This is a genomic window from Pseudomonas sp. G.S.17 (assembly GCF_038096165.1).
Taxonomy (GTDB): Bacteria; Pseudomonadota; Gammaproteobacteria; order Pseudomonadales; family Pseudomonadaceae; genus Aquipseudomonas.
On sequence record NZ_CP151076.1, the window covers coordinates 1,050,123 to 1,067,980 of the forward strand.

General features: G+C 59.5%; 17 protein-coding genes. 7 read left to right on the top strand and 10 right to left on the bottom strand.

Annotated features, from left to right (window positions below; translation table 11 throughout):
* Positions 1–207: 207 nt before the first annotated feature.
* The 5 genes from AABC73_RS04675 to dksA all read right to left on the bottom strand — a co-directional run bounded on the left by AABC73_RS04675 (position 208) and on the right by dksA (position 6,373).
* Entirely contained in the window at positions 208–1,638 is a 1,431-nt protein-coding gene (locus tag AABC73_RS04675) for a sigma-54 dependent transcriptional regulator (RefSeq protein ID WP_341522653.1), read from the bottom strand.
* Between the two features lie 22 nt (positions 1,639–1,660).
* Positions 1,661–4,615: an ATP-binding protein gene (locus AABC73_RS04680; RefSeq protein ID WP_341522654.1), complete on the bottom strand. Its 2,955-nt coding sequence runs from the start codon at positions 4,613–4,615 to the stop codon at positions 1,661–1,663.
* The gene (locus AABC73_RS04685; RefSeq protein WP_004879930.1) at positions 4,599–4,775 is read right to left on the bottom strand and encodes a hypothetical protein; all 177 of its coding nucleotides are present in this window, start codon (positions 4,773–4,775) and stop codon (positions 4,599–4,601) included. The genes AABC73_RS04680 and AABC73_RS04685 overlap by 17 nt, the downstream gene beginning before the upstream one ends.
* A 123-nt stretch (positions 4,776–4,898) precedes the next feature.
* Positions 4,899–5,786, bottom strand: a complete 888-nt coding sequence (gluQRS, locus tag AABC73_RS04690) for a tRNA glutamyl-Q(34) synthetase GluQRS (protein WP_341522655.1) — start codon at positions 5,784–5,786, stop codon at positions 4,899–4,901.
* Between the two features lie 143 nt (positions 5,787–5,929).
* Complete coding sequence (gene dksA / locus AABC73_RS04695) at positions 5,930–6,373, bottom strand: RNA polymerase-binding protein DksA (protein ID WP_331151023.1); 444 nt, start codon at positions 6,371–6,373, stop codon at positions 5,930–5,932.
* A 392-nt stretch (positions 6,374–6,765) separates the two neighbouring features.
* On the opposite strand from dksA, the gene AABC73_RS04700 reads away from it, so the two are divergent.
* Positions 6,766–7,938 (top strand): pyridoxal phosphate-dependent aminotransferase, encoded by a 1,173-nt coding sequence (locus tag AABC73_RS04700; protein ID WP_341522656.1) that lies wholly within the window; start codon positions 6,766–6,768, stop codon positions 7,936–7,938.
* The gene (gene sfsA / locus AABC73_RS04705; protein ID WP_341522657.1) at positions 7,938–8,696 is read left to right on the top strand and encodes a DNA/RNA nuclease SfsA; all 759 of its coding nucleotides are present in this window, start codon (positions 7,938–7,940) and stop codon (positions 8,694–8,696) included. Before AABC73_RS04700 ends, sfsA begins: the two co-directional genes overlap by 1 nt.
* Here the strand turns inward: sfsA and AABC73_RS04710 are convergent.
* Positions 8,657–8,986: a Rieske (2Fe-2S) protein gene (locus AABC73_RS04710; RefSeq protein ID WP_341524172.1), complete on the bottom strand. Its 330-nt coding sequence runs from the start codon at positions 8,984–8,986 to the stop codon at positions 8,657–8,659. The two genes, sfsA and AABC73_RS04710, sit on opposite strands and share 40 nt — an antisense overlap.
* 112 nt (positions 8,987–9,098) lie before the next feature.
* Here AABC73_RS04710 and AABC73_RS04715 point away from each other — a divergent pair, with 112 nt between their 5' ends.
* Positions 9,099–10,004: a ChaN family lipoprotein gene (locus AABC73_RS04715; protein ID WP_341522658.1), complete on the top strand. Its 906-nt coding sequence runs from the start codon at positions 9,099–9,101 to the stop codon at positions 10,002–10,004.
* Between the two features lie 138 nt (positions 10,005–10,142).
* The gene (deoC, locus tag AABC73_RS04720) at positions 10,143–10,931 is read left to right on the top strand and encodes a deoxyribose-phosphate aldolase (RefSeq protein ID WP_341522659.1); all 789 of its coding nucleotides are present in this window, start codon (positions 10,143–10,145) and stop codon (positions 10,929–10,931) included.
* A gap of 176 nt (positions 10,932–11,107) precedes the next feature.
* On the opposite strand, the gene AABC73_RS04725 is transcribed toward deoC, so the two are convergent.
* The 3 genes from AABC73_RS04725 to AABC73_RS04735 all read right to left on the bottom strand — a co-directional run bounded on the left by AABC73_RS04725 (position 11,108) and on the right by AABC73_RS04735 (position 13,594).
* Positions 11,108–11,401, bottom strand: a complete 294-nt coding sequence (locus AABC73_RS04725; protein WP_341522660.1) for a TfoX/Sxy family protein — start codon at positions 11,399–11,401, stop codon at positions 11,108–11,110.
* A 206-nt stretch (positions 11,402–11,607) separates the two neighbouring features.
* Complete coding sequence (locus tag AABC73_RS04730; protein ID WP_020293227.1) at positions 11,608–11,955, bottom strand: pentapeptide repeat-containing protein; 348 nt, start codon at positions 11,953–11,955, stop codon at positions 11,608–11,610.
* A gap of 100 nt (positions 11,956–12,055) precedes the next feature.
* Entirely contained in the window at positions 12,056–13,594 is a 1,539-nt protein-coding gene (locus AABC73_RS04735) for an AAA family ATPase (RefSeq protein WP_341522661.1), read from the bottom strand.
* Between the two features lie 129 nt (positions 13,595–13,723).
* On the opposite strand from AABC73_RS04735, the gene mrcB reads away from it, so the two are divergent.
* The 3 genes from mrcB to AABC73_RS04750 are packed head-to-tail and all read left to right on the top strand — an operon-like array spanning position 13,724 to position 17,146.
* The gene (gene mrcB / locus AABC73_RS04740) at positions 13,724–16,045 is read left to right on the top strand and encodes a penicillin-binding protein 1B (RefSeq protein ID WP_341522662.1); all 2,322 of its coding nucleotides are present in this window, start codon (positions 13,724–13,726) and stop codon (positions 16,043–16,045) included.
* A gap of 16 nt (positions 16,046–16,061) precedes the next feature.
* Positions 16,062–16,817, top strand: a complete 756-nt coding sequence (locus AABC73_RS04745) for a hypothetical protein (protein WP_065836057.1) — start codon at positions 16,062–16,064, stop codon at positions 16,815–16,817.
* Positions 16,817–17,146 carry a YqcC family protein gene (locus AABC73_RS04750; RefSeq protein WP_341524173.1) on the top strand — a complete coding sequence of 110 codons (330 nt, stop codon included), beginning with the start codon at positions 16,817–16,819 and terminating at the stop codon, positions 17,144–17,146. Before AABC73_RS04745 ends, AABC73_RS04750 begins: the two co-directional genes overlap by 1 nt.
* 28 nt (positions 17,147–17,174) lie before the next feature.
* On the opposite strand, the gene AABC73_RS04755 is transcribed toward AABC73_RS04750, so the two are convergent.
* Complete coding sequence (locus AABC73_RS04755; RefSeq protein ID WP_341522663.1) at positions 17,175–17,603, bottom strand: DUF4124 domain-containing protein; 429 nt, start codon at positions 17,601–17,603, stop codon at positions 17,175–17,177.
* Positions 17,604–17,858 lie beyond the last annotated feature (255 nt).

Below are 17,858 nucleotides of genomic sequence, written 5' to 3' on the forward strand. Positions count from 1 at the left end.
GTACCAGTGATATTGCAGAACCTGTGCCAACTTTTGGAAACCCTTTAAAACCGGGCGTTCGGGCGTTGGAGTCGCTTTCTGGTGACATAAAAAAGCCGGGACTTCGTTACCGTAAGACCCGGCTTTTGTTACGTTGAACCTGCGGAGGTAACACCTTCGACACAAGCCGCGCACGCTCGGGCCAGAGCCCTGCGCGGCGTTTCTCTATCAGGTCTCGCTGGCCACCCCTTTGCGGCGCGGTATGCCCAGGCGCTGACGACGCTCCCACAGACACTTGCGGCTGACGCCCAGTTTGCGGGCCAGCTCGGTTTCGGTCATGTGATCCTGATGTTCCAGGACGAAATGCTGGAAGTAATCCTCAAGGGACAAGTCTTCGGTCGGCTCGTGGCTGGTGGAACTGGACGCATTATGCTGAGCGGGCAGGCCAATGAAGTCCTCGTCGTCCAGGTCGCTCAGTTCGATGTCGATACCCAGCAACTCGGCCGAAATTTCCGGGCTTTCGCACAGGATGACCGCGCGTTCCACAGCGTTTTCCAGCTCGCGCACGTTGCCTGGCCAAGTGTAATGGCGAATAGCTTGCTCGGCATCCGGGGCAAACTTAAGGTCAGTGCGGCCAACCTTGGCGCTTTGCCTCACAAGAAAGGAGCGGGCGATGTCGATGACATCAGCGCCACGTTCACGCAGGGCCGGCAGTTTCAGTGCGATCACATGCAGGCGGTAATAAAGGTCTTCCCGGAATTGGCCGACTTTGGCCAGGCTTTTCAGGTCGCGGTGCGTCGCAGCAATCAGGCGCACGTCGACTTTCTGCGACTGGACCGAGCCAACCCGGCGAATTTCGCCCTCCTGAAGCACGCGCAGCAATCGCGCCTGGGCTTCGAGGGGCAGCTCGCCAATTTCATCAAGGAACAACGTGCCGCCGTCGGCCGCTTCAACCAGACCGGCACGACCTGCGCTCGCGCCGGTAAAGGCGCCTTTTTCGTGGCCGAACAGTTCGGACTCGATCAGGGTTTCCGGGATCGCTGCGCAGTTCACCGAAATCATCGGCGCCTTGGCGCGGCGGGAAAGGTTATGCAGCGCACGCGCCACCAATTCCTTGCCGGTGCCTGATTCACCCTGGATCAACACATTGGAATCGGTCGGCGCGACCTTGCGAATCTTGCTGTAAAGGTCCTGCATCGGTGCGCAAGAGCCGATGATGCCGATTTCGCCATTGCTGTTGTCGACCACACCTTTGTCCGCACCGTTGGCCTTGGCCAGACTGCGATCGGCCTGCATGCTTTGCACGGTTTGACGGTCACGCAGGATCCGCGCCACGGCCTGGAGCATTTCATCGTGGTCGAATGGTTTGGCGATGTAGTCGACGGCGCCCATTTTCATGGAGTCCACTGCCGAGCGCAGGCTGGCGTAGCTGGTCATGATCAGCACGGGCTTGCCTTCACCCAGCTTGATCAGCTCGGTGCCGGGCGCGCCGGGCAAACGCAAATCACTGACGATCAGATCAAACGACGGGATGCTGAATCGTTCCTGGGCTTCCTGCACCGAACCCGCTTCGCTGACCTGGTACTGGTTACGTTCCAGCAGGCGACGCAGGGCCGAGCGGATAATGGTTTCGTCTTCGACGATCAGAATATGCGGCATTGATTTGGTTCTCTCGACGGTCTCAGTTCACAGCGGACGTCGCTTCGACATGTCGCGGCAATGTCACCCGAATACGGGTACCGCGCTGGTGCTCGGGGTCGGCCGGGCTGTCGATGGTGATCTGTCCATAATGCTCTTCAACGATGGAATAGACCAGTGCGAGGCCCAGTCCGGTACCTTCACCCGGATCCTTGGTGGTGAAGAAGGGTTCGAACAATCGATCCATGATTGCTTTCGGAATGCCACTGCCTTCGTCTTCCACAATCAGGTCGACAGTGTGTTCGGAAACTTCGCTGCGCACCCGCACCGCACTGCCCGCAGGCGAGGCGTCACGGGCATTGGAGAGCAGATTGATGAGCACCTGGGCCAGCCGCTGCGGGTCGCCATCGACCCAGTGGTCGGGATCGCACAGGTTATAGAAATGCACTTCGAAGTTGCGCCGGTTCAGGGCCAGCAGACCAATGGCATCCTGTGCGACCTCGGCCAGGCACACCGCTTCGTCGGTATGTTGATGGCCGCCGGCGTGAGCGAAGCTCATCAGCGACTGCACGATGCGGGAAACGCGCTTGGTCTGCTCCAGAATCTGGCTGCTGATTTCGGTCAGTTCGCCATCGTCTTCGCGCTCTTCGCGCAGGTTCTGCGCCAGGCAGGCGATGCCGGTAATCGGGTTGCCGATTTCGTGCGCCACGCCAGCGGCGAGACGACCGATGCTGGCCAGTCGCTCGGAATGCACCAGTTTGTCTTCGAGCATCTGCGTGTCGGTCAAGTCTTCGACCAGCAATACCAGGCCGCTGTTGCCGGGGGCCAAGGGCTCGTCGATGGCGGCTTTGTGCAGATTGAGCCAGCGGGTCTGGCCATCCAGTGCCAGGCGCTGCTTGTGCAGATGCTCGTCGGGAAGATTGATGAACCCCAGCAGCAACTCTTTCCAGGGTTCGGTGATGGTCTCAAGCCGCGAGCCGACCACGCGCTGGGCGCCAATGCCGGTCAGTTCTTCCATGGCCTTGTTCCACATCAGGATCTCTTGATCCTTGGCCAACGAGCACACGCCCATCGGCAGCTCTTGCAATGTCTGCCGGTGATAGCGGCGCAGGGCGTCGAGTTCCGCAGCCAACCCGGTCAGGCGCGAGTGGTAATCCTCAAGGCGGCTTTCAATAAAGTGGATGTCTTCGGTGACGTAGTTTTCGCCACCGGATTTGTACGGCAGGAAGGTCTCGACCATGTCCTGGGCCACGCTGGGACCCATCAATCCAGACAGGTTGGCTTCAATGCGATCGCGCAGACGCCGCAGCGCGTACGGACGACGCTCATCAAACGGCAAGTAAAGATCGCGCAACGCCTGCTCGACTTCCTTCTGCGCAGCCTTGGCGCCCAGCGGTTTGGCCAGTTGCGTGGCGAACTCCTGCGGCGACGCGGCGTGCAGTTCGCGGCGTTGCGGGCGGCGCACGTTGTCCACCGCGCAGGCTTCGGCGGCGCTGGCTTCTTCCGGGCTGGGATTGCTGAACAGCGAAATCAGGGTGAACAGCAACACGTTGGCGGCCAGCGAGGCGATTGCCGCCATGTGCCAACTGGTATCGTCCAGCACGTAGATCATGTTCAGCAGCGGGATGTAAAAACCCTGGAAGTTGCCGATCAACGGCAACAGCATGCTGACCATCCACACCGTGATGCCCGCCAGCAAACCGGCGATGAAGCCGCGACGATTGGCCGCCGGCCAATACAGCACCGAAAGCACCCCCGGCAGGAATTGCAGAGTCGCCACGAACGCGACGATGCCCAGATTGGCCAGATCCTGTTGCGCGCCGAGCAACAGATAGAAACCGTAGCCGGCCATGATGATCGCAACAATCAGGCCGCGCCGGGTCCACTTCAGCCAACGGTAGATATTGCCTTCGGCGGGCGGCTGATAAAGCGGCAGGACCAGATGATTCAAGGCCATGCCCGACAGCGCCAGGGTCGTGACGATGATCAGCCCGCTGGCCGCCGAAAGCCCGCCGACATAGGCGAGCAGAGCCAGAGCTTTGCTGTTGGCCGCAATGCCGATGCCCAGCGTGAAGTATTCCGGGCTGGTGGTCGCGCCGAGCTTGAGCCCGGCCCAGAGAATCAATGGCACAGCCAGGCTCATCAACAACAGGAACAGCGGCAGGCCCCAGCTGGCGCTGACCAGCGAGCGCGGGCTGAGGTTTTCGGTAAATGTCATGTGGTACATGTGTGGCATGACGATGGCCGAGGCGAAGAACACCAGCAGCAAGGTGCGCCATGGACCTTCCTGCAGCGGTGTATGCAGGGCGGCGAGCGCGCTCTGGTTCTGCAGCAGCCATTGTTCCAGCGCTTGCGGACCATCAAAGACGCCATACAACGCGTACAGGCCGATGCCGCCAATGGCGATGAGTTTGATCACTGACTCAAAGGCAATGGCGAACACCAGGCCTTCGTGTTTCTCCCGGGTGGCAATGTGGCGCGAGCCGAAGAAAATCGTGAACAGGGTAATCAGCGCGCAAAAGGCCAGGGCAACGCGGTTCTGCACCGGCTCGCGGGTGAGGATGCCAATGGAGTCGGCCACCGCCTGGATCTGCAACGCCAGCAGTGGCAGTACGCCGATCAGCATGAAAATAGTGGTCAGCGCGCCCGCCCAGGTGCTGCGGAAGCGGAACGCAAACAGATCGGCCAGCGATGAAAGCTGATAGGTGCGGGTGATTTTCAGGATCGGATACAGCAACACCGGCGCCAAAAGGAACGCCCCGGAAACCCCGAGATAACTGGAGAGAAATCCATAGCCGTACTGATAGGCCAGGCCGACCGTCCCGTAGAACGCCCAGGCACTGGCGTAGACGCCCAGCGACAAGGTGTAAGTCAGCGGGTGACGAATGATCCAGCGGGGAATGACACCACGCTCGCTGATCCATGCCACGCCGAACAGCACTAATAAATAGGCGGCGCTGACCAGAATCATCTGGGTCAGGCTAAAGCTCATCGGCATCTCGTTGGCTCTGGAGAATGAAGGTGACCACGATCAGGATCAGCCACAGCAGATACGGGCGATACCAGGCGCCGGTCGCATCTATCCACCAATCCATGATGGCCGGAGAGAACAGGTAAATGCCGACCACCAGCAACAGGACCAATCGGTAAATATACATTTGGCCTCCTTCGCGATTCGTTCGCATTGCTGGGGATGAGGAGCGGCATGGTAACGGATGGCGCGCAACCTGCAAGAGGCGTTTCATCACCCGTCTATACAAGTTGATCGCGACCGCTCTAACTCAGTCTATCCGGGCTTCTTCAAGGTTGCGAACCTGGGGGATCAACGCAACGTTCCAGTGGCCGATTGCCCACTTGAGAACCTCTTGCGGCGTGCCATGAGCCAGTTGGCTATCGACCGGCTGTCCCAGCGCGCGCAACGCCCGCAACAATAAAGGCGTCGCCTGATCAGTCGTCAGCGGTGGTGAGCGATAGGATTTGCCCAGTTTGTTGCCGTCCGGCTGGGTGATCAGTGGCACATGCAGGTAGCGGGGCGCCGGAACACCGAGCAATTCCTGGAGGTACAGCTGGCGCGGGGTGGAGTCGAGCAAGTCGGCACCGCGCACCACGTCGGTGATGCCTTGCCAGGCGTCGTCGATCACCACCGCCAGTTGATAGGCGAACAAACCGTCGCGGCGCTTGATCACGAAATCCCCGACTTCGCGACCCAGATGCTGCTGAAAATTGCCCTGAACCCGATCCTCGAATTGATACTGCACTTCTGGCACGCGAATCCGGATGGCGGCATTTTCCCAATCGTGACCAGCGTCCCGGCAAATTCCCGGATACACCCCGGCGAACGGTTCCAGCTGTTTGCGCGAGCATGTGCAGGCATACGCCAGCCCGTGGCTGAGCCAGCGATTGGCGATCTGTGCGTAGGCGTCATGGCGCTGGCTTTGACTGACCAGCTCGCCATCCCACTCAAAACCGTAGCGTTCCAGGGTATCGAGAATCGCCGCTTGCGCTCCGGGGACTTCTCTTGGCGGATCGAGATCTTCCATGCGCATCAGCCAAAGACCGCCAACCGAGCGGGCGTCAAGGTACGAGGCCAGTGCTGCGACCAGCGAGCCAAAGTGCAGATAACCGCTGGGCGTCGGCGCAAAGCGCCCGATGTAGGTGGCAGATTTCATGGGCGAGATATTACTGGGGTTTGGCGGGAACTCGAAATTGGGCTTTTCATCCGGATTCGCTATTACAGAATCGGGTGTTTGCCCAGGAGATCCAGAAACAACAAAGGACGCCGAAGCGTCCCTGGTTCAAGGCTGCGGGTCGCTTACTTGCCGACCTGCTTTTCCTTGATTTCCGCCAGCGTCTTGCAGTCGATGCAAAGGTCAGCGGTTGGGCGGGCTTCGAGGCGGCGGATGCCGATCTCTACGCCGCAGGATTCACACCAGCCATATTCTTCGTCTTCGATCAGCTGCAGCGTCTTGTCGATCTTCTTGATCAACTTGCGCTCGCGATCACGGGCACGCAACTCCAGGCTGAATTCTTCTTCCTGGCTGGCGCGATCCGCCGGATCCGGAAAGTTGGCAGCTTCATCTTTCATGTGATGCATGGTCCGATCGACCTCTTGCATCAACTGCAACTTCCAGCTGCCGAGAATCTTGGTGAAGTGAGCACGCATCTTTTCGCTCATGTACTCCTCGCCCTTACTGATTTCGTAAGGCTTGAAGTCACCAGCTATCTGGTTGTTCTGCTGCTTTTCTTGGGTGGGCATGAATGGACCGCCTCTCACTCTTTAATCCATTGCGCAGGATTTAGACATCGCCGACACCTGCCGGCCCTGCGGCTGCAAGCGGGCGAACTTACCAGATCAAATCGGAGCGCGCTACTCCCGGTTGTCGAGCATCAGCGCACGACAGCACAGTTGAATCATAGCTCCGGCCACGGCAGGAGGTGGGAAAAAACCTTGGCAGGCTTGATTCCCACAGTCTGAGTTACACCCATTTGGATATTTATCCCTTCAATCATTGGTCGAACGGTTAAAAGCACAGCGCTGCGCCGTCCTCGTCTTTTTAAATCACAGGCATTCGCGAGGTTGGGTAGAATCGTTCGCACAAGGTATCCAGCCTGTTTATCCGGCTCTGTTTTTTTGATTAAGGAAGGCCAATGGCTCAGCCCTACAGTGCGCGCAGTCGCGCCATCGAACCCTTTCATGTCATGGCGTTGCTGGCCCGGGCCAATGAACTGCAGGCGGCGGGGCACGACGTCATCCACCTGGAGATCGGTGAGCCGGACTTCACCACCGCCGCGCCGATTATTGCCGCCGGGCAAGCCGCGCTGGCGGCGGGCAAAACCCGCTACACCGCTGCGCGTGGCTTGCCAGAATTGCGCGAAGCCATCGCCGGATTTTATGCGCAGCGTTATGGCGTGAGCCTCGACCCCGACCGGATTCTGGTGACCCCCGGCGGTTCCGGTGCGCTTTTGCTCGCCAGCAGCTTGCTGGTCGATCCCGGCAAGCATTGGTTGCTCGCCGATCCTGGTTACCCCTGCAATCGCCATTTTCTGCGTCTGGTCGAAGGCGCCGCGCAACTGGTGCCAGTCGGCCCGGACGTGCGTTATCAACTGACGCCCGAGTTGGTGGCGAAACATTGGGATCAGGACAGCGTGGGCGCATTGGTTGCTTCGCCCGCCAACCCCACCGGCACGCTGCTGCATCGCGACGAACTGGCGGCATTGTCGGCAGCGCTCAAGGCGCGAAACGGCCATCTGGTGGTGGACGAGATTTACCACGGCCTGACTTACGGCATAGATGCGGCCAGCGTGCTGGAAGTCGACGATGAGGCGTTCGTCCTGAATAGCTTTTCGAAATATTTCGGCATGACCGGTTGGCGTCTTGGCTGGCTGGTCGCACCGCCCGACGCGGTCGCGGATCTGGAGAAACTCGCGCAGAACCTCTACATCAGTGCGCCGAGCATGGCGCAATACGCCGCGTTGGCCTGTTTCGAGCCGCAAACCCTGGAAATTCTCGAACAGCGTCGCGCTGAATTCGGCCTGCGCCGAGACTTCCTGCTGCCAGCCTTGCGTGAACTGGGCTTCAAGATCCAGGTGGAGCCCGAGGGCGCGTTTTACCTATACGCCGACATCAGCGCGTTCGGCGGCGATGCGTTTGCGTTTTGCCGACACTTTCTGGAAACCGAGCACGTGGCAATCACCCCAGGGCTGGACTTCGGCCGCTTTCAGGCGGGTCACCACGTGCGCTTTGCCTACACCCAGAGCTTGCCGCGTCTGCAACAAGCCGTTGAGCGAATCGCTCGCGGTCTGCGCAGCTGGCAAAGCTGATGCGTTTTTCTCCGGAACTCGAACAAGGTTTGCTGGTGGTGCGTTACAAGCGCTTCCTGGCCGATATCCAAACCGCCAGCGGCGAGCTGCTGACCATTCATTGCCCCAACACCGGCTCGATGTTCAATTGCATGATGCCGGGCGGACGGGTCTGGTTCAGCCGTTCCAGCGACCCTAAACGCAAGTTGCCCGGCACTTGGGAAATCAGCGAAACCCCGCAAGGACGGCTGGCCTGCATCAATACCGGGCGCGCCAATCATCTGGTGGAAGAAGCCTTGCGCGCCGGTGTCATCAGTGAACTCAACGGTTTCACCGGCCTCAAGCGTGAAGTGCCGTACGGGCAGGAAAAGAGTCGGGTGGATTTTCGTCTGGATTACCCCGCAGGCCCGGCGTTCGTCGAGGTCAAGAGCGTGACATTGGGCTTTGACGGTTCACCGGTCGCGGCATTTCCCGACGCCGTCACCCTGCGCGGCGCCCGGCACTTGCGGGAATTGGCGAGTCTGGCGCGCGACGGCGTGCGCGCAGTGTTGCTGTACTGCGTCAACCTGACCGGCGTCGAAGCGGTCAGGCCCGCAGCAGAGATCGATCCCGGTTATGCAGCCGCGTTGCGCGACGCGATGGCCGCGGGGGTTGAAGTGCTGGCCTATGGCGTGCAGCTGACATCCGAGGAGATATTCATCGACCGGCCCTTGCAGCTTCGCTGGGCGCTCGATCCCGCTCAGGCGTTGTCGTTGGAGATGATCCAGATCCCGTCTTGATCCTCATGACAGGCAATCGCCGTCAGCGATTGCCCTTCGCAAGGTCCGGCCACGCATTCGCCGCTTTCGATCAGGAACAGTGCGCCGTGGGTCGCGCACTGGATCAGGCTGGCGCTGGGGTCCAGAAACTGGTGTTCGTGCCATTCCAGGGCGACGCCGCGATGCGGGCAGCGATTCTGGTAGATGTATATCTGGCCGTCACGACGTATCGCTATCAGGTTACGGCCGTCCAGTTCCAGGCCACGGCTTTGGCCTTCCGGTATATCGCGACCGGCACAGAGCAATTTCAGAGGGTTCTCCTTGGTGGGCGGCAGAATAATCTTTACCGTTTATGTCTGGGTGGAGTGTGGCAGTTCTCGTGGCATTGCGGCCATGATCTTCGTCGATTGAGAGGTTGGAATGATGCGCCGTCTGCTTCCGATACTGGCACTGCTGCTGCTGAGTGCTTGCCAAGGGCCACCTTCGTTGCCGAATATACCCCTTTCGCAGAGCCCGCTTGGGCGTGAGGATTTGGATTCAGGCATGATTCATGACATCAAGAGCGGGCAAGAGCTGACGCCGCAGCAGCTTGCCGAACGGCTCTCCCTGGCGCCGCGTGTCCTGGTTGGGGAGTTGCATGACAATCCCGATCACCACGCATTACAGCTTTGGCTTTTACAGGTACTGGCCGATCGTCGCCAGCAGGGCAGCCTGCTGCTGGAGATGATCAATCCCGATCAGCAGGCATCGGTTGATACGGTTCGCGCCGCCATCGCCCGAGGCGAATTTCCGCCCGACCTTTCCGGCGCATTGCAGTGGCAGAAGGGCTGGGACTGGGCCTTGTATGGTCCCATTGTCCGTTACGCATTGGCGCAACCCTATCCGCTGCTTTCCGCCAATCTTGACAGCGCTGAAGTCATGTCGATCTACAAGCAGCCGCCGCGAGTTGAGGGCACGTTGTCAACGTCCCCCAACGTGCGCGAAAAGTTGCTGGAACAGGTTCGCGCGTCCCATTGCGGTCTGTTGCCTGAAGAACAGTTGCCCGCGATGGTCGCCATTCAGCAGCTGCGTGACCGGCGGATGGCCGAGCGGCTTATGGCTGCGCCCGCTCCGGCGCTGTTGTTTGCCGGGAGCTGGCATGTGCGCAAAGACCTCGGTGTGCCGCTGCATATGGCGGATCTCGGCGCGCAAGAACCTCCGGTTGTGCTGATCCTGAGTCAGTTCGGCACGGATGTGGATCCCGCCAGCGCGGATTACGTCTGGTCTACCGCAGCCACGCCAGCTCAGGATTATTGCGCCGGGATGCGTAAGCCCGCCTCTGAAAACTGAGCGGCGCAGACCAGGGTTTCTCTTCGGAAATTTCTGTTTTTTACGTAGTCCCGTTCCTTGAAGGTCCGCCAGCCGGTTTGCGAGGCTGAGGCTCATATATTGTCTTGCTCCTGAACTTGCAAAGGATCGAGGCGAGACATGAACACAGATATAAACGCTGACGATGAGCAGTTGGCACGGCGGGCAATTGGCCTGCTTGATCTAATGGCACTCAATGCAGACGACACCGACCAGCGCATTATCGGCATGTGTCAGCGCGCCCTGACCCCCTTGGGGCCTGTTGCCAGCATTTGCGTCTATCCGAAGTTTGTCCTGCTGGCCCGCACCGCGCTTGACCGGCTGCGCACGCCGGACATACGCGTGGTGGCTGCGGTCAACTTCCCGTACGGCTCCGCGAATATTGAGTCTGCCGCGTCCGAAACCCGGGCTGCGGTAATGGCCGGCGCGGATGAAATCGATGTGGTCTACCCGTTTCGCACGCTGCTTTCCGGTGATCAACAAGTCGGAATGGATCTGGTGGCCGCGTGTCGGGATGCCTGTGGCCCGCGCACCCGTTTGACGGTGACGCTGGAAACCGGCGATCTGCGTGATCCGCAGACGATTCTGGATGCCAGTCGTGGTGCGATTCTGTCGGGTGCGGATTTCATCAAGACCAGTACTGGCAAGGTGGTCGTCAGCGCGACGCCCCAGGCCGCGCGAATCATGCTGGAAAGCATTGCCGAAGTGGGAGGGCAGGTCGGTATCAAGTTCGCGGGTGGCATTCGTACGTTCCAGGACGCCAAGAAGTATCTCGACATGACCCAGGCGCGCTTCGGTCCTCATTGGCTCACCGCCGAGCGCGTGCGTATCGGCGCGTCCAGTTTGTTGGACGATCTGCTGATCCAGCTGGGCGTTCTCGCGCCTGGGCCGCACGGCAACTGCTATTGACGCCGACTTTTTCGCAGGCAAAAAAAGACCCGGCAAAGAGCCGGGTCAAAAACCGTGATTAGCCTGATGAGGAGATAATCTGAAACACCGAACCAAGGTCTCTCAGGTATCGGCCAGTCTCGCGACCAGTTGTGATAATCATAGCGATTCTCATTTGCATGTCAACGGTTTATTTTTCATTCCTCGTAAGGGCTTTCAAAAAGCTTCGTCTGCCGTGCCGTGCCGTTTAATTGATGATTGAGATCAGTTTTGCGATCAATCGGCAGATCAATCCAGTGAATATCCATGAGTGCTGCCTCGATTGCGTACAACAGCACTTTGGTTGCCCGGAAACCGCGCTTGCGTACAGCCTGATACGCCCCGACAGACCCCATTCGCCGTAAATCCGATGGGCTGTGGATACCGACAGCGTGCAACCGTTGAGATGACGTTTTACCGAGGTTTTTGAGGTGTTGCAGTTCATCGTTCATCATGCCTCCATGCGATGCTGAGCTCCGACGTTAAATAAACGCAGGCGAACCACAGTCAGTGTAGTCCGTGGGCTGTAGGCGTGTAGGCAGCAGAGGCGAGCATTGCAATCAGCAGGAGGGCAACTGGTAACAGAACGTGCGTGTAGCCAGGCATGCCGACATGCGTTGCGCATGCCGGCAGTTTGAACAGAGCTGGTTCAACTGAGCTATCTCGCCGTGCGATAACGCATCCGCGTGCCAAAGTTGACTGACATCAGAATCTCGTCTGCTGATAGCTCTGCCGGGAAAAACGCACCCGAGATCTGCGCGTGGGCAATGCTGGCGCCTTCCATGGGCGTATTGCGCAAATCCAGTCCGCGCAAATCAGCCGAACGGAAATACGCATCGGTGAAGTCGATGCGTTCGGTATCCAGGGCGCGCAGATCAAGGCCGCGAAAATCACCCCCAGCCAGATCCACGGTGCCGGACCTGGGTTTCTGCAGGTTGAATCCGGCCACATCGTCCTTGCGCAGCAGCGCGTACAGGAAGGAATCCAGAATTTTCGGCTGAGTCATAGCGCCTCTCGTTTTTCCGTTACGTTGGAATTATGGCGCCAGTATATCGCCACTATTTTCGAGCCGTGAAGCCCTAAATGCCAAACGGCTCGAACATGTTTCAGAGGCCCGGAAGACGCTGACGAATGTTCTCGACCAGGCTATCCAGATCTGAGCTCTGATTAGTCTGCACGTGCTTGCTGTGCAGCACTTCCTCAGCGGTCAAAGGCTCGCGACTGGCCTGTTGGGCCTCGATCACTTCCAGCGTTGCGTCGGACGGATCGACATTTGCCGCCTGACGCTGAGCCAGCCAGCCGGCAATCACTGCCTGCGGGGCTTCGCAATCGAGAATCAGGAACGGCACGCCGGTGGCTTCGGCCACTTTGGCAGCGGCCGCGCGTTGGGCCTGCTTGAGATAAGTCGCGTCAACCACCACCGGGAAGCCTGCACGCAAAATCACGCCAGCCAATTCATGCAGGCTTTCATATGTCGCGATGCTCGCGTCTGCGCCGTAAAGCTCGGCGTCTTTGGCCACGAACAGGCGTTTGCGTTCGACATCGGAACGCAAGCGGACCGCCCCCAGGGATTCCACCAAGCGCATGGCCACATGACTTTTGCCCACCGCCGACACGCCGTGAGTGATCGCCAGGAAGCGCGAAGGGATCGCGCTGTAGCTCTCGGCCAGATTCGCATAGTTGCGGTACTGACGAAGGGTGGCTCCGCGTTGTACCGGATCGGCGTCGGCGGGCAGGCTGAACAATGCAACCTTGGCGCGAACCAGTGCGCGGTAGGCTTTGTAGAAATTCAGCAGCTCCAGGCCTTGATAGTCACCGGTCAGTTCCAGGTATTGGCTGATGAGGCGCCGCGACAGGGATTTCAGGCCGCGATCTTCCAGGTCCATTGCCAGAAAGCCGATGTCGGCGTAGACATCGGTCATGCGGAACGGCTCGTTGAACTCGATGCAGTCGAAGATCACGACTTTGTTGTCGATCAGCGTGATATTGCCCAGGTGGATGTCACCGTGGCATTCGCGGATAAAACCTTCGGCCTTGCGCTGGCCCAGTAACGTGTTGAGACGATTGAAGCTGGATTCTGCCCAGGCTTGTAGGGCATCGAGTTGTAGCAGGTCGGCCTTTTCACTGATTAGCGGGCGAATTTGCTCAAAGTTTTGCAGGACCGGGGCCATGACGCTGTCAGGCGAACCTAGTTCGTTGTCGGCCGGGACCACCGGAGCGCTGATATGAAACTGAGCGATCTGTCGCGCCATCTCGTCGATATGCGTGGTGGTCAACTCGCCGTTGGCCTGCAAGGTGCTGAGCAGGCCGCTTTGCGGGAATTGACGCATCTTCAGCGCGTACTCGATGGCTTCGCCGTCGCCGCCCAGTTGTGGGGCGTCGGCCGTGCCGGTGATCGGCAGGACTTCCAGGTACAGATCTTCAGTCAGGCGCTGGTTCAGGCGCAGCTCTTCATTGCAGAAGTGCTCACGAGCCGCCAGGGTCGTGAAGTCAAGAAAGCCGAAATTCACCGGTTTCTTGAATTTATAGACGTAGGGACCGGTCAGCAGGACCCACGAAATGTGCGTTTCGATGAGTTGGAAACCCTCGACCGGATGCGGAAAAAGGGCGGGGTTTTGCAAGGCTGCAAGGAGTGACTGGCTCACGGACGATCCTTCAGAAGTGATAATTCGGTGAATGGCTCAAGGCGGCCATTATGGCCGCTTGGCGCAAGCCTGCAAACCGCCGTCAAGGCCGCCTTTCGAACGCTTGCAAAGTGCGTATAATCCGCCGCCATGACTCGTACTCGCTCTTCCCGAACCCCAAAAAAACCTACCCCCAGCCGCCTGCGCACCTGGATGGGCTGGGCTTTGAAGCTCAGTCTCGTCGGTCTCGTCGTGCTGGCCGGCTTCGCCATCTATCTCGATGCCATCGTGCAGGAGAAGTTTTCCGGCAAGCGCTGGACTATTCCGGCCAAGGTATACGCACGGCCGCTGGAGTTGTTCGTCGGGCAAAAGCTCACCAAGGACGACTTCCTTATCGAGCTTGATGCCTTGGGCTATCGTCGCGAAAGCGTGGCCAATGGCCCGGGCGCAGCGGCGGTGAACGGCAATACGGTTGACCTCAATACCCGCGGCTTCCAGTTTTACGAAGGTGCCGACCCGGCGCAGCAGGTTCGTGTGCGCTTTTCGGGCGACTATGTTGCCGACCTGAGTTCGGGCAATGGCGCAAAACTCGCGGTGGCCCGCCTTGAACCGCTGATGATTGGCGGCCTGTATCCGAAAAACCTCGAAGACCGGATCCTGATCAAGCTGGATCAGGCGCCGCCGTATCTGCTCGATACTCTGGTTACCGTCGAAGACCGCGACTTCTATCACCACTTCGGCGTCTCGCCCAAGGCCATCGCCCGTGCGTTCTGGATCAATGCCTCCGCCGGGCAGATGCGCCAGGGCGGCAGTACCCTGACGCAACAGCTGGTCAAGAACTTCTATCTGACCAACGAGCGCAGCATCACGCGTAAGCTGACTGAAGCGATGATGGCGGTCTTGCTGGAGATTCATTACAGCAAGCAGGAAATTCTCGAGGCCTACCTCAACGAAGTGTTCGTCGGTCAGGATGGCCAGCGCGCCGTGCATGGTTTCGGTCTGGCCAGCCAGTATTTCTTCAGTCAGCCGCTGTCTGAACTCAAGTTGCATCAGGTGGCGTTGCTGGTTGGTCTGGTCAAAGGCCCGTCCTACTACAATCCGCGACGCAATCCCGAGCGTGCGCTTGAGCGGCGCAATCTGGTCCTTGATCTGCTTGAACAGCAGGGCGTGGCAACGGCCGAAGTGGTCGCTGCGGCGAAGAAAATGCCTTTGGGGGTTACCCGAACCGGCAGTCTGGCAGACAGCTCGTTCCCGGTTTTCCTCGATTTGGTCAAACGCCAGTTGCGCGAAGACTATCGCGACGAAGACTTGACCGAAGAGGGTCTGCGGATCTTCACCAGCTTCGATCCAATTCTGCAGATGAAGTCCGAAGCGGCCATGACCGAGACGTTCAAGAAGCTGAGCGGGCGCAAGGGTGTGGACGAGATGGAAGCGGCGATGGTCGTGACCAACCCGGAAACCGGCGAAGTCCAGGCCCTGATCGGCAGCCGCCAGCCGGGCTATGCCGGGTTCAACCGGGCCATCGATGCCGTGCGCCAGATCGGCTCATTGGTCAAGCCGGTCATTTACCTGACGGCGCTTGAGCAGCCGAGCAAATACACCTTGACCAGTTGGGTGGCCGACGAGCCGTTCCAGGTCAAGGGCGCGGATGGCCAGATCTGGAAACCGCAGAATTACGATCACAAGGCCCACGGCAATATCTTCCTGTACCAAGGGCTTGCGCACTCCTACAACCTGTCCAGCGCCAAGATCGGCCTGGAACTGGGCGTACCGAATGTCTTCAAGACCCTTGGCAAGCTGGGGGTGCAGGCTGACTGGCCGACCTATCCGTCGATGTTGCTGGGCGCCGGCTCGTTGAGCCCGATGCAGGTTGCGACGATGTACCAGACCATCGCCAATGGTGGCTTCAATACCCCGATGCGCTCGATTCGCAGCGTGCTGACTGCCGAAGGAGAACCGCTCAAGCGCTATCCGTTCCAGATTCAGCAGCGCTTCGATCCGGGCTCTATCTATCTGCTGCAAAATGCCATGCAGCGCGTGATGCGCGAGGGTACGGGCAAGTCGGTTTATAACGTATTGCCAAGCTCGCTGAATCTGGCGGGCAAGTCCGGTACGACCAACGATTCCCGCGACAGCTGGTTCGCGGGTTTCAGCCAGGATTTGTTGGCAGTGGTCTGGATGGGGCGCGATGATAATGGCAAGACGCCTTTTACCGGTGCGACCGGGCCGTTGCAGATCTGGACCAGTTTCATGCGCAAGGCCGATCCGTTGCCACTGGACATGCCGTTGCCGGATAACGTAATTCAGGCATGGGTCAATGCCGCGACCGGACAGGGCACCGATGCAAGCTGCCCGAACGCCGTCCAGATGCCGTATATTCGCGGCAGCGAACCCGCACCTGGCCCGGCCTGTGGCGGGAATACGGCCCCCGCCGATTCAGTGATGGATTGGGTCAAGGGTTGGTTGAACTAAGCAAAGAGGACGTCAAGTGAACAAGTGGTTGATACCAGCGTTAACAGCTCTGGCTTTGCTCAATGGTTGTGCCAGTGTGGAGCGTGGTTCGATTCCGGTAGTCGATTCCAGCTCGAAAGTTTCCAACAGCGAACGTGTTGCCGCGTCACGTAACGGTGCTTACCGACCAAACGCCGGGCAGGCTCCGGCGCAGGCCCAATCCGTTCCGCAGGATTCCGGCGTGGTCGTAATGATTCCCGGTGGCGGGACTGGCAGTGCCGCGCCTATCGGCACGTATGCCGCGCCGGCCGAGCAGGTGCCGTTCAGCACCAGCGCGCCGATTGATACCTCAGCGAATCAGGCGCCGATCAATACCGCGCCGATCAACAACACGCCTTACAGCGCGCCTGCCGCGTCTGCGCCGAGCGGTATTCCTTCGTCGGGCGGTGGCCTGTCGGCGGATGAACAGCTGGACGGTCCGGTGTTGGCATTGCTGACTACCGCGCAGCAACAGCAGAACGGCGGCGACCTCAATGGTGCGTCGTCGAGCCTGGAGCGTGCGCAGCGTGTTGCGCCTCGTGAACCACAAGTCATCTATCGTCTGGCGCAGGTTCGCCTGGCTCAGGGCGATGCCGCTCAGGCCGAACAGCTTGCGCAGCGCGGCCTGACTTACGCCAATGGTCGTCCAAGCCTGCAAGCCAGTCTCTGGGACATCATCGCCCAGGCCCGTGAAAAGCAGGGTGACTCGGCCGGTGCTGCCCAGGCCCGCCAGAAAGCCAAGGTTGGCGCATGATGGATAAACGCTTTCCTGAGGTAGCGGAACATTTGCTGCTGATCGAGCGTGAGTTGAGAGTGCTGGGGTGGTGGAGAGATTCGCCACCCAGTGAGCAGGCGCTGTCCAGTGTCGAGCCGTTTTGTGTCGACACCCTGGATTTCGAGCAATGGTTGCAGTGGATCTTCCTGCCGCGCATGAAGATCATTCTCGAGCAGAACCTGCCGCTGCCCAATGCGTCCGGGATTCTCGAAATGGCGGAGATGGTCTACGCCTCTCGCGCCCAGGAGACTCGGTACCTGCAACAGCTGCTGGCTCATTTCGATCGACTGATCACCGAGTTCACGTAAGCGCTAGCCCGTGTCCGGCTAAAATCGCTCAGCCGCAAAAGTCCTCGATGGCCTTTTGCGTTTCGCTGATGCGATCCTGGCGCTCATCTTCCGACAGACGCTTGGTCTCGCCCTCGACCTGCTCACGCACGCGAGGGTTGTTCTGCAGTTGCGCGAGGTTGGTGCGCAGCTTGGTGCAGTTCTCCTTGCGCTTGGCCTCTTCGGTCGCGATCTGTTTCTTGACCTTCTTGTCGATGGCCCGTTGCTGCGCCGCTCCATCAACATCACCCGGTGGCGGCGTCGGGGCCGATGCCGGTGGTGGTTGTGCCGTATTGATTTGCTGCGCCGCCTGACCCGCCGGAGGCTGGGCGTCGAAGTGAGTGACGCCTTGGGCATCTACCCATTTGTAGATCTGCGCGGCCTGGCTGGTATTGCCGATTGCCAGTACGAGGAGGGCGGAGAAAATCACGCTGCGCATGCTGCTTCCTTGAAGTGTTGTGCTCCGCGCACGCTACCATAAGCACCCTCGCGCGGTCCCATTCGGTGATTTTTCATGCGGTTACTGAGAAGAAAGCTCACGGATTACTTGACTTGGGAGGGTCGAATCACAACAATCCAAAGTTCGCTGTAGAAGGACTGCCAGAAGCAGGCCATCTCGGTAGATCATGAGGCGCACACCCGCGCCGACCTGTTACACCCGCAACGCGTTACCTCGCGCTGGGTGGGAAAGCCC

Excerpts from the sequence above, each read along its gene's own strand:
- AABC73_RS04680 (WP_341522654.1), bottom strand. The coding sequence starts at position 4,615 with ATGCCGATGAGCTTTAGCCTGACCCAGATGATTCTGGTCAGCGCCGCC.
- mrcB (WP_341522662.1), top strand. The coding sequence starts at position 13,724 with ATGACTCGTACTCGCTCTTCCCGAACCCCAAAAAAACCTACCCCCAGC.
- AABC73_RS04730 (WP_020293227.1), bottom strand. The coding sequence starts at position 11,955 with ATGACTCAGCCGAAAATTCTGGATTCCTTCCTGTACGCGCTGCTGCGC.
- sfsA (WP_341522657.1), top strand. The coding sequence starts at position 7,938 with ATGCGTTTTTCTCCGGAACTCGAACAAGGTTTGCTGGTGGTGCGTTAC.
- deoC (WP_341522659.1), top strand. The coding sequence starts at position 10,143 with ATGAACACAGATATAAACGCTGACGATGAGCAGTTGGCACGGCGGGCA.
- AABC73_RS04755 (WP_341522663.1), bottom strand. The coding sequence starts at position 17,603 with ATGCGCAGCGTGATTTTCTCCGCCCTCCTCGTACTGGCAATCGGCAAT.
- AABC73_RS04750 (WP_341524173.1), top strand. The coding sequence starts at position 16,817 with ATGGATAAACGCTTTCCTGAGGTAGCGGAACATTTGCTGCTGATCGAG.
- AABC73_RS04715 (WP_341522658.1), top strand. The coding sequence starts at position 9,099 with ATGCGCCGTCTGCTTCCGATACTGGCACTGCTGCTGCTGAGTGCTTGC.
- AABC73_RS04685 (WP_004879930.1), bottom strand. The coding sequence starts at position 4,775 with ATGTATATTTACCGATTGGTCCTGTTGCTGGTGGTCGGCATTTACCTG.
- AABC73_RS04675 (WP_341522653.1), bottom strand. The coding sequence starts at position 1,638 with ATGCCGCATATTCTGATCGTCGAAGACGAAACCATTATCCGCTCGGCC.
- dksA (WP_331151023.1), bottom strand. The coding sequence starts at position 6,373 with ATGCCCACCCAAGAAAAGCAGCAGAACAACCAGATAGCTGGTGACTTC.
- AABC73_RS04725 (WP_341522660.1), bottom strand. The coding sequence starts at position 11,401 with ATGAACGATGAACTGCAACACCTCAAAAACCTCGGTAAAACGTCATCT.
- AABC73_RS04700 (WP_341522656.1), top strand. The coding sequence starts at position 6,766 with ATGGCTCAGCCCTACAGTGCGCGCAGTCGCGCCATCGAACCCTTTCAT.
- gluQRS (WP_341522655.1), bottom strand. The coding sequence starts at position 5,786 with ATGAAATCTGCCACCTACATCGGGCGCTTTGCGCCGACGCCCAGCGGT.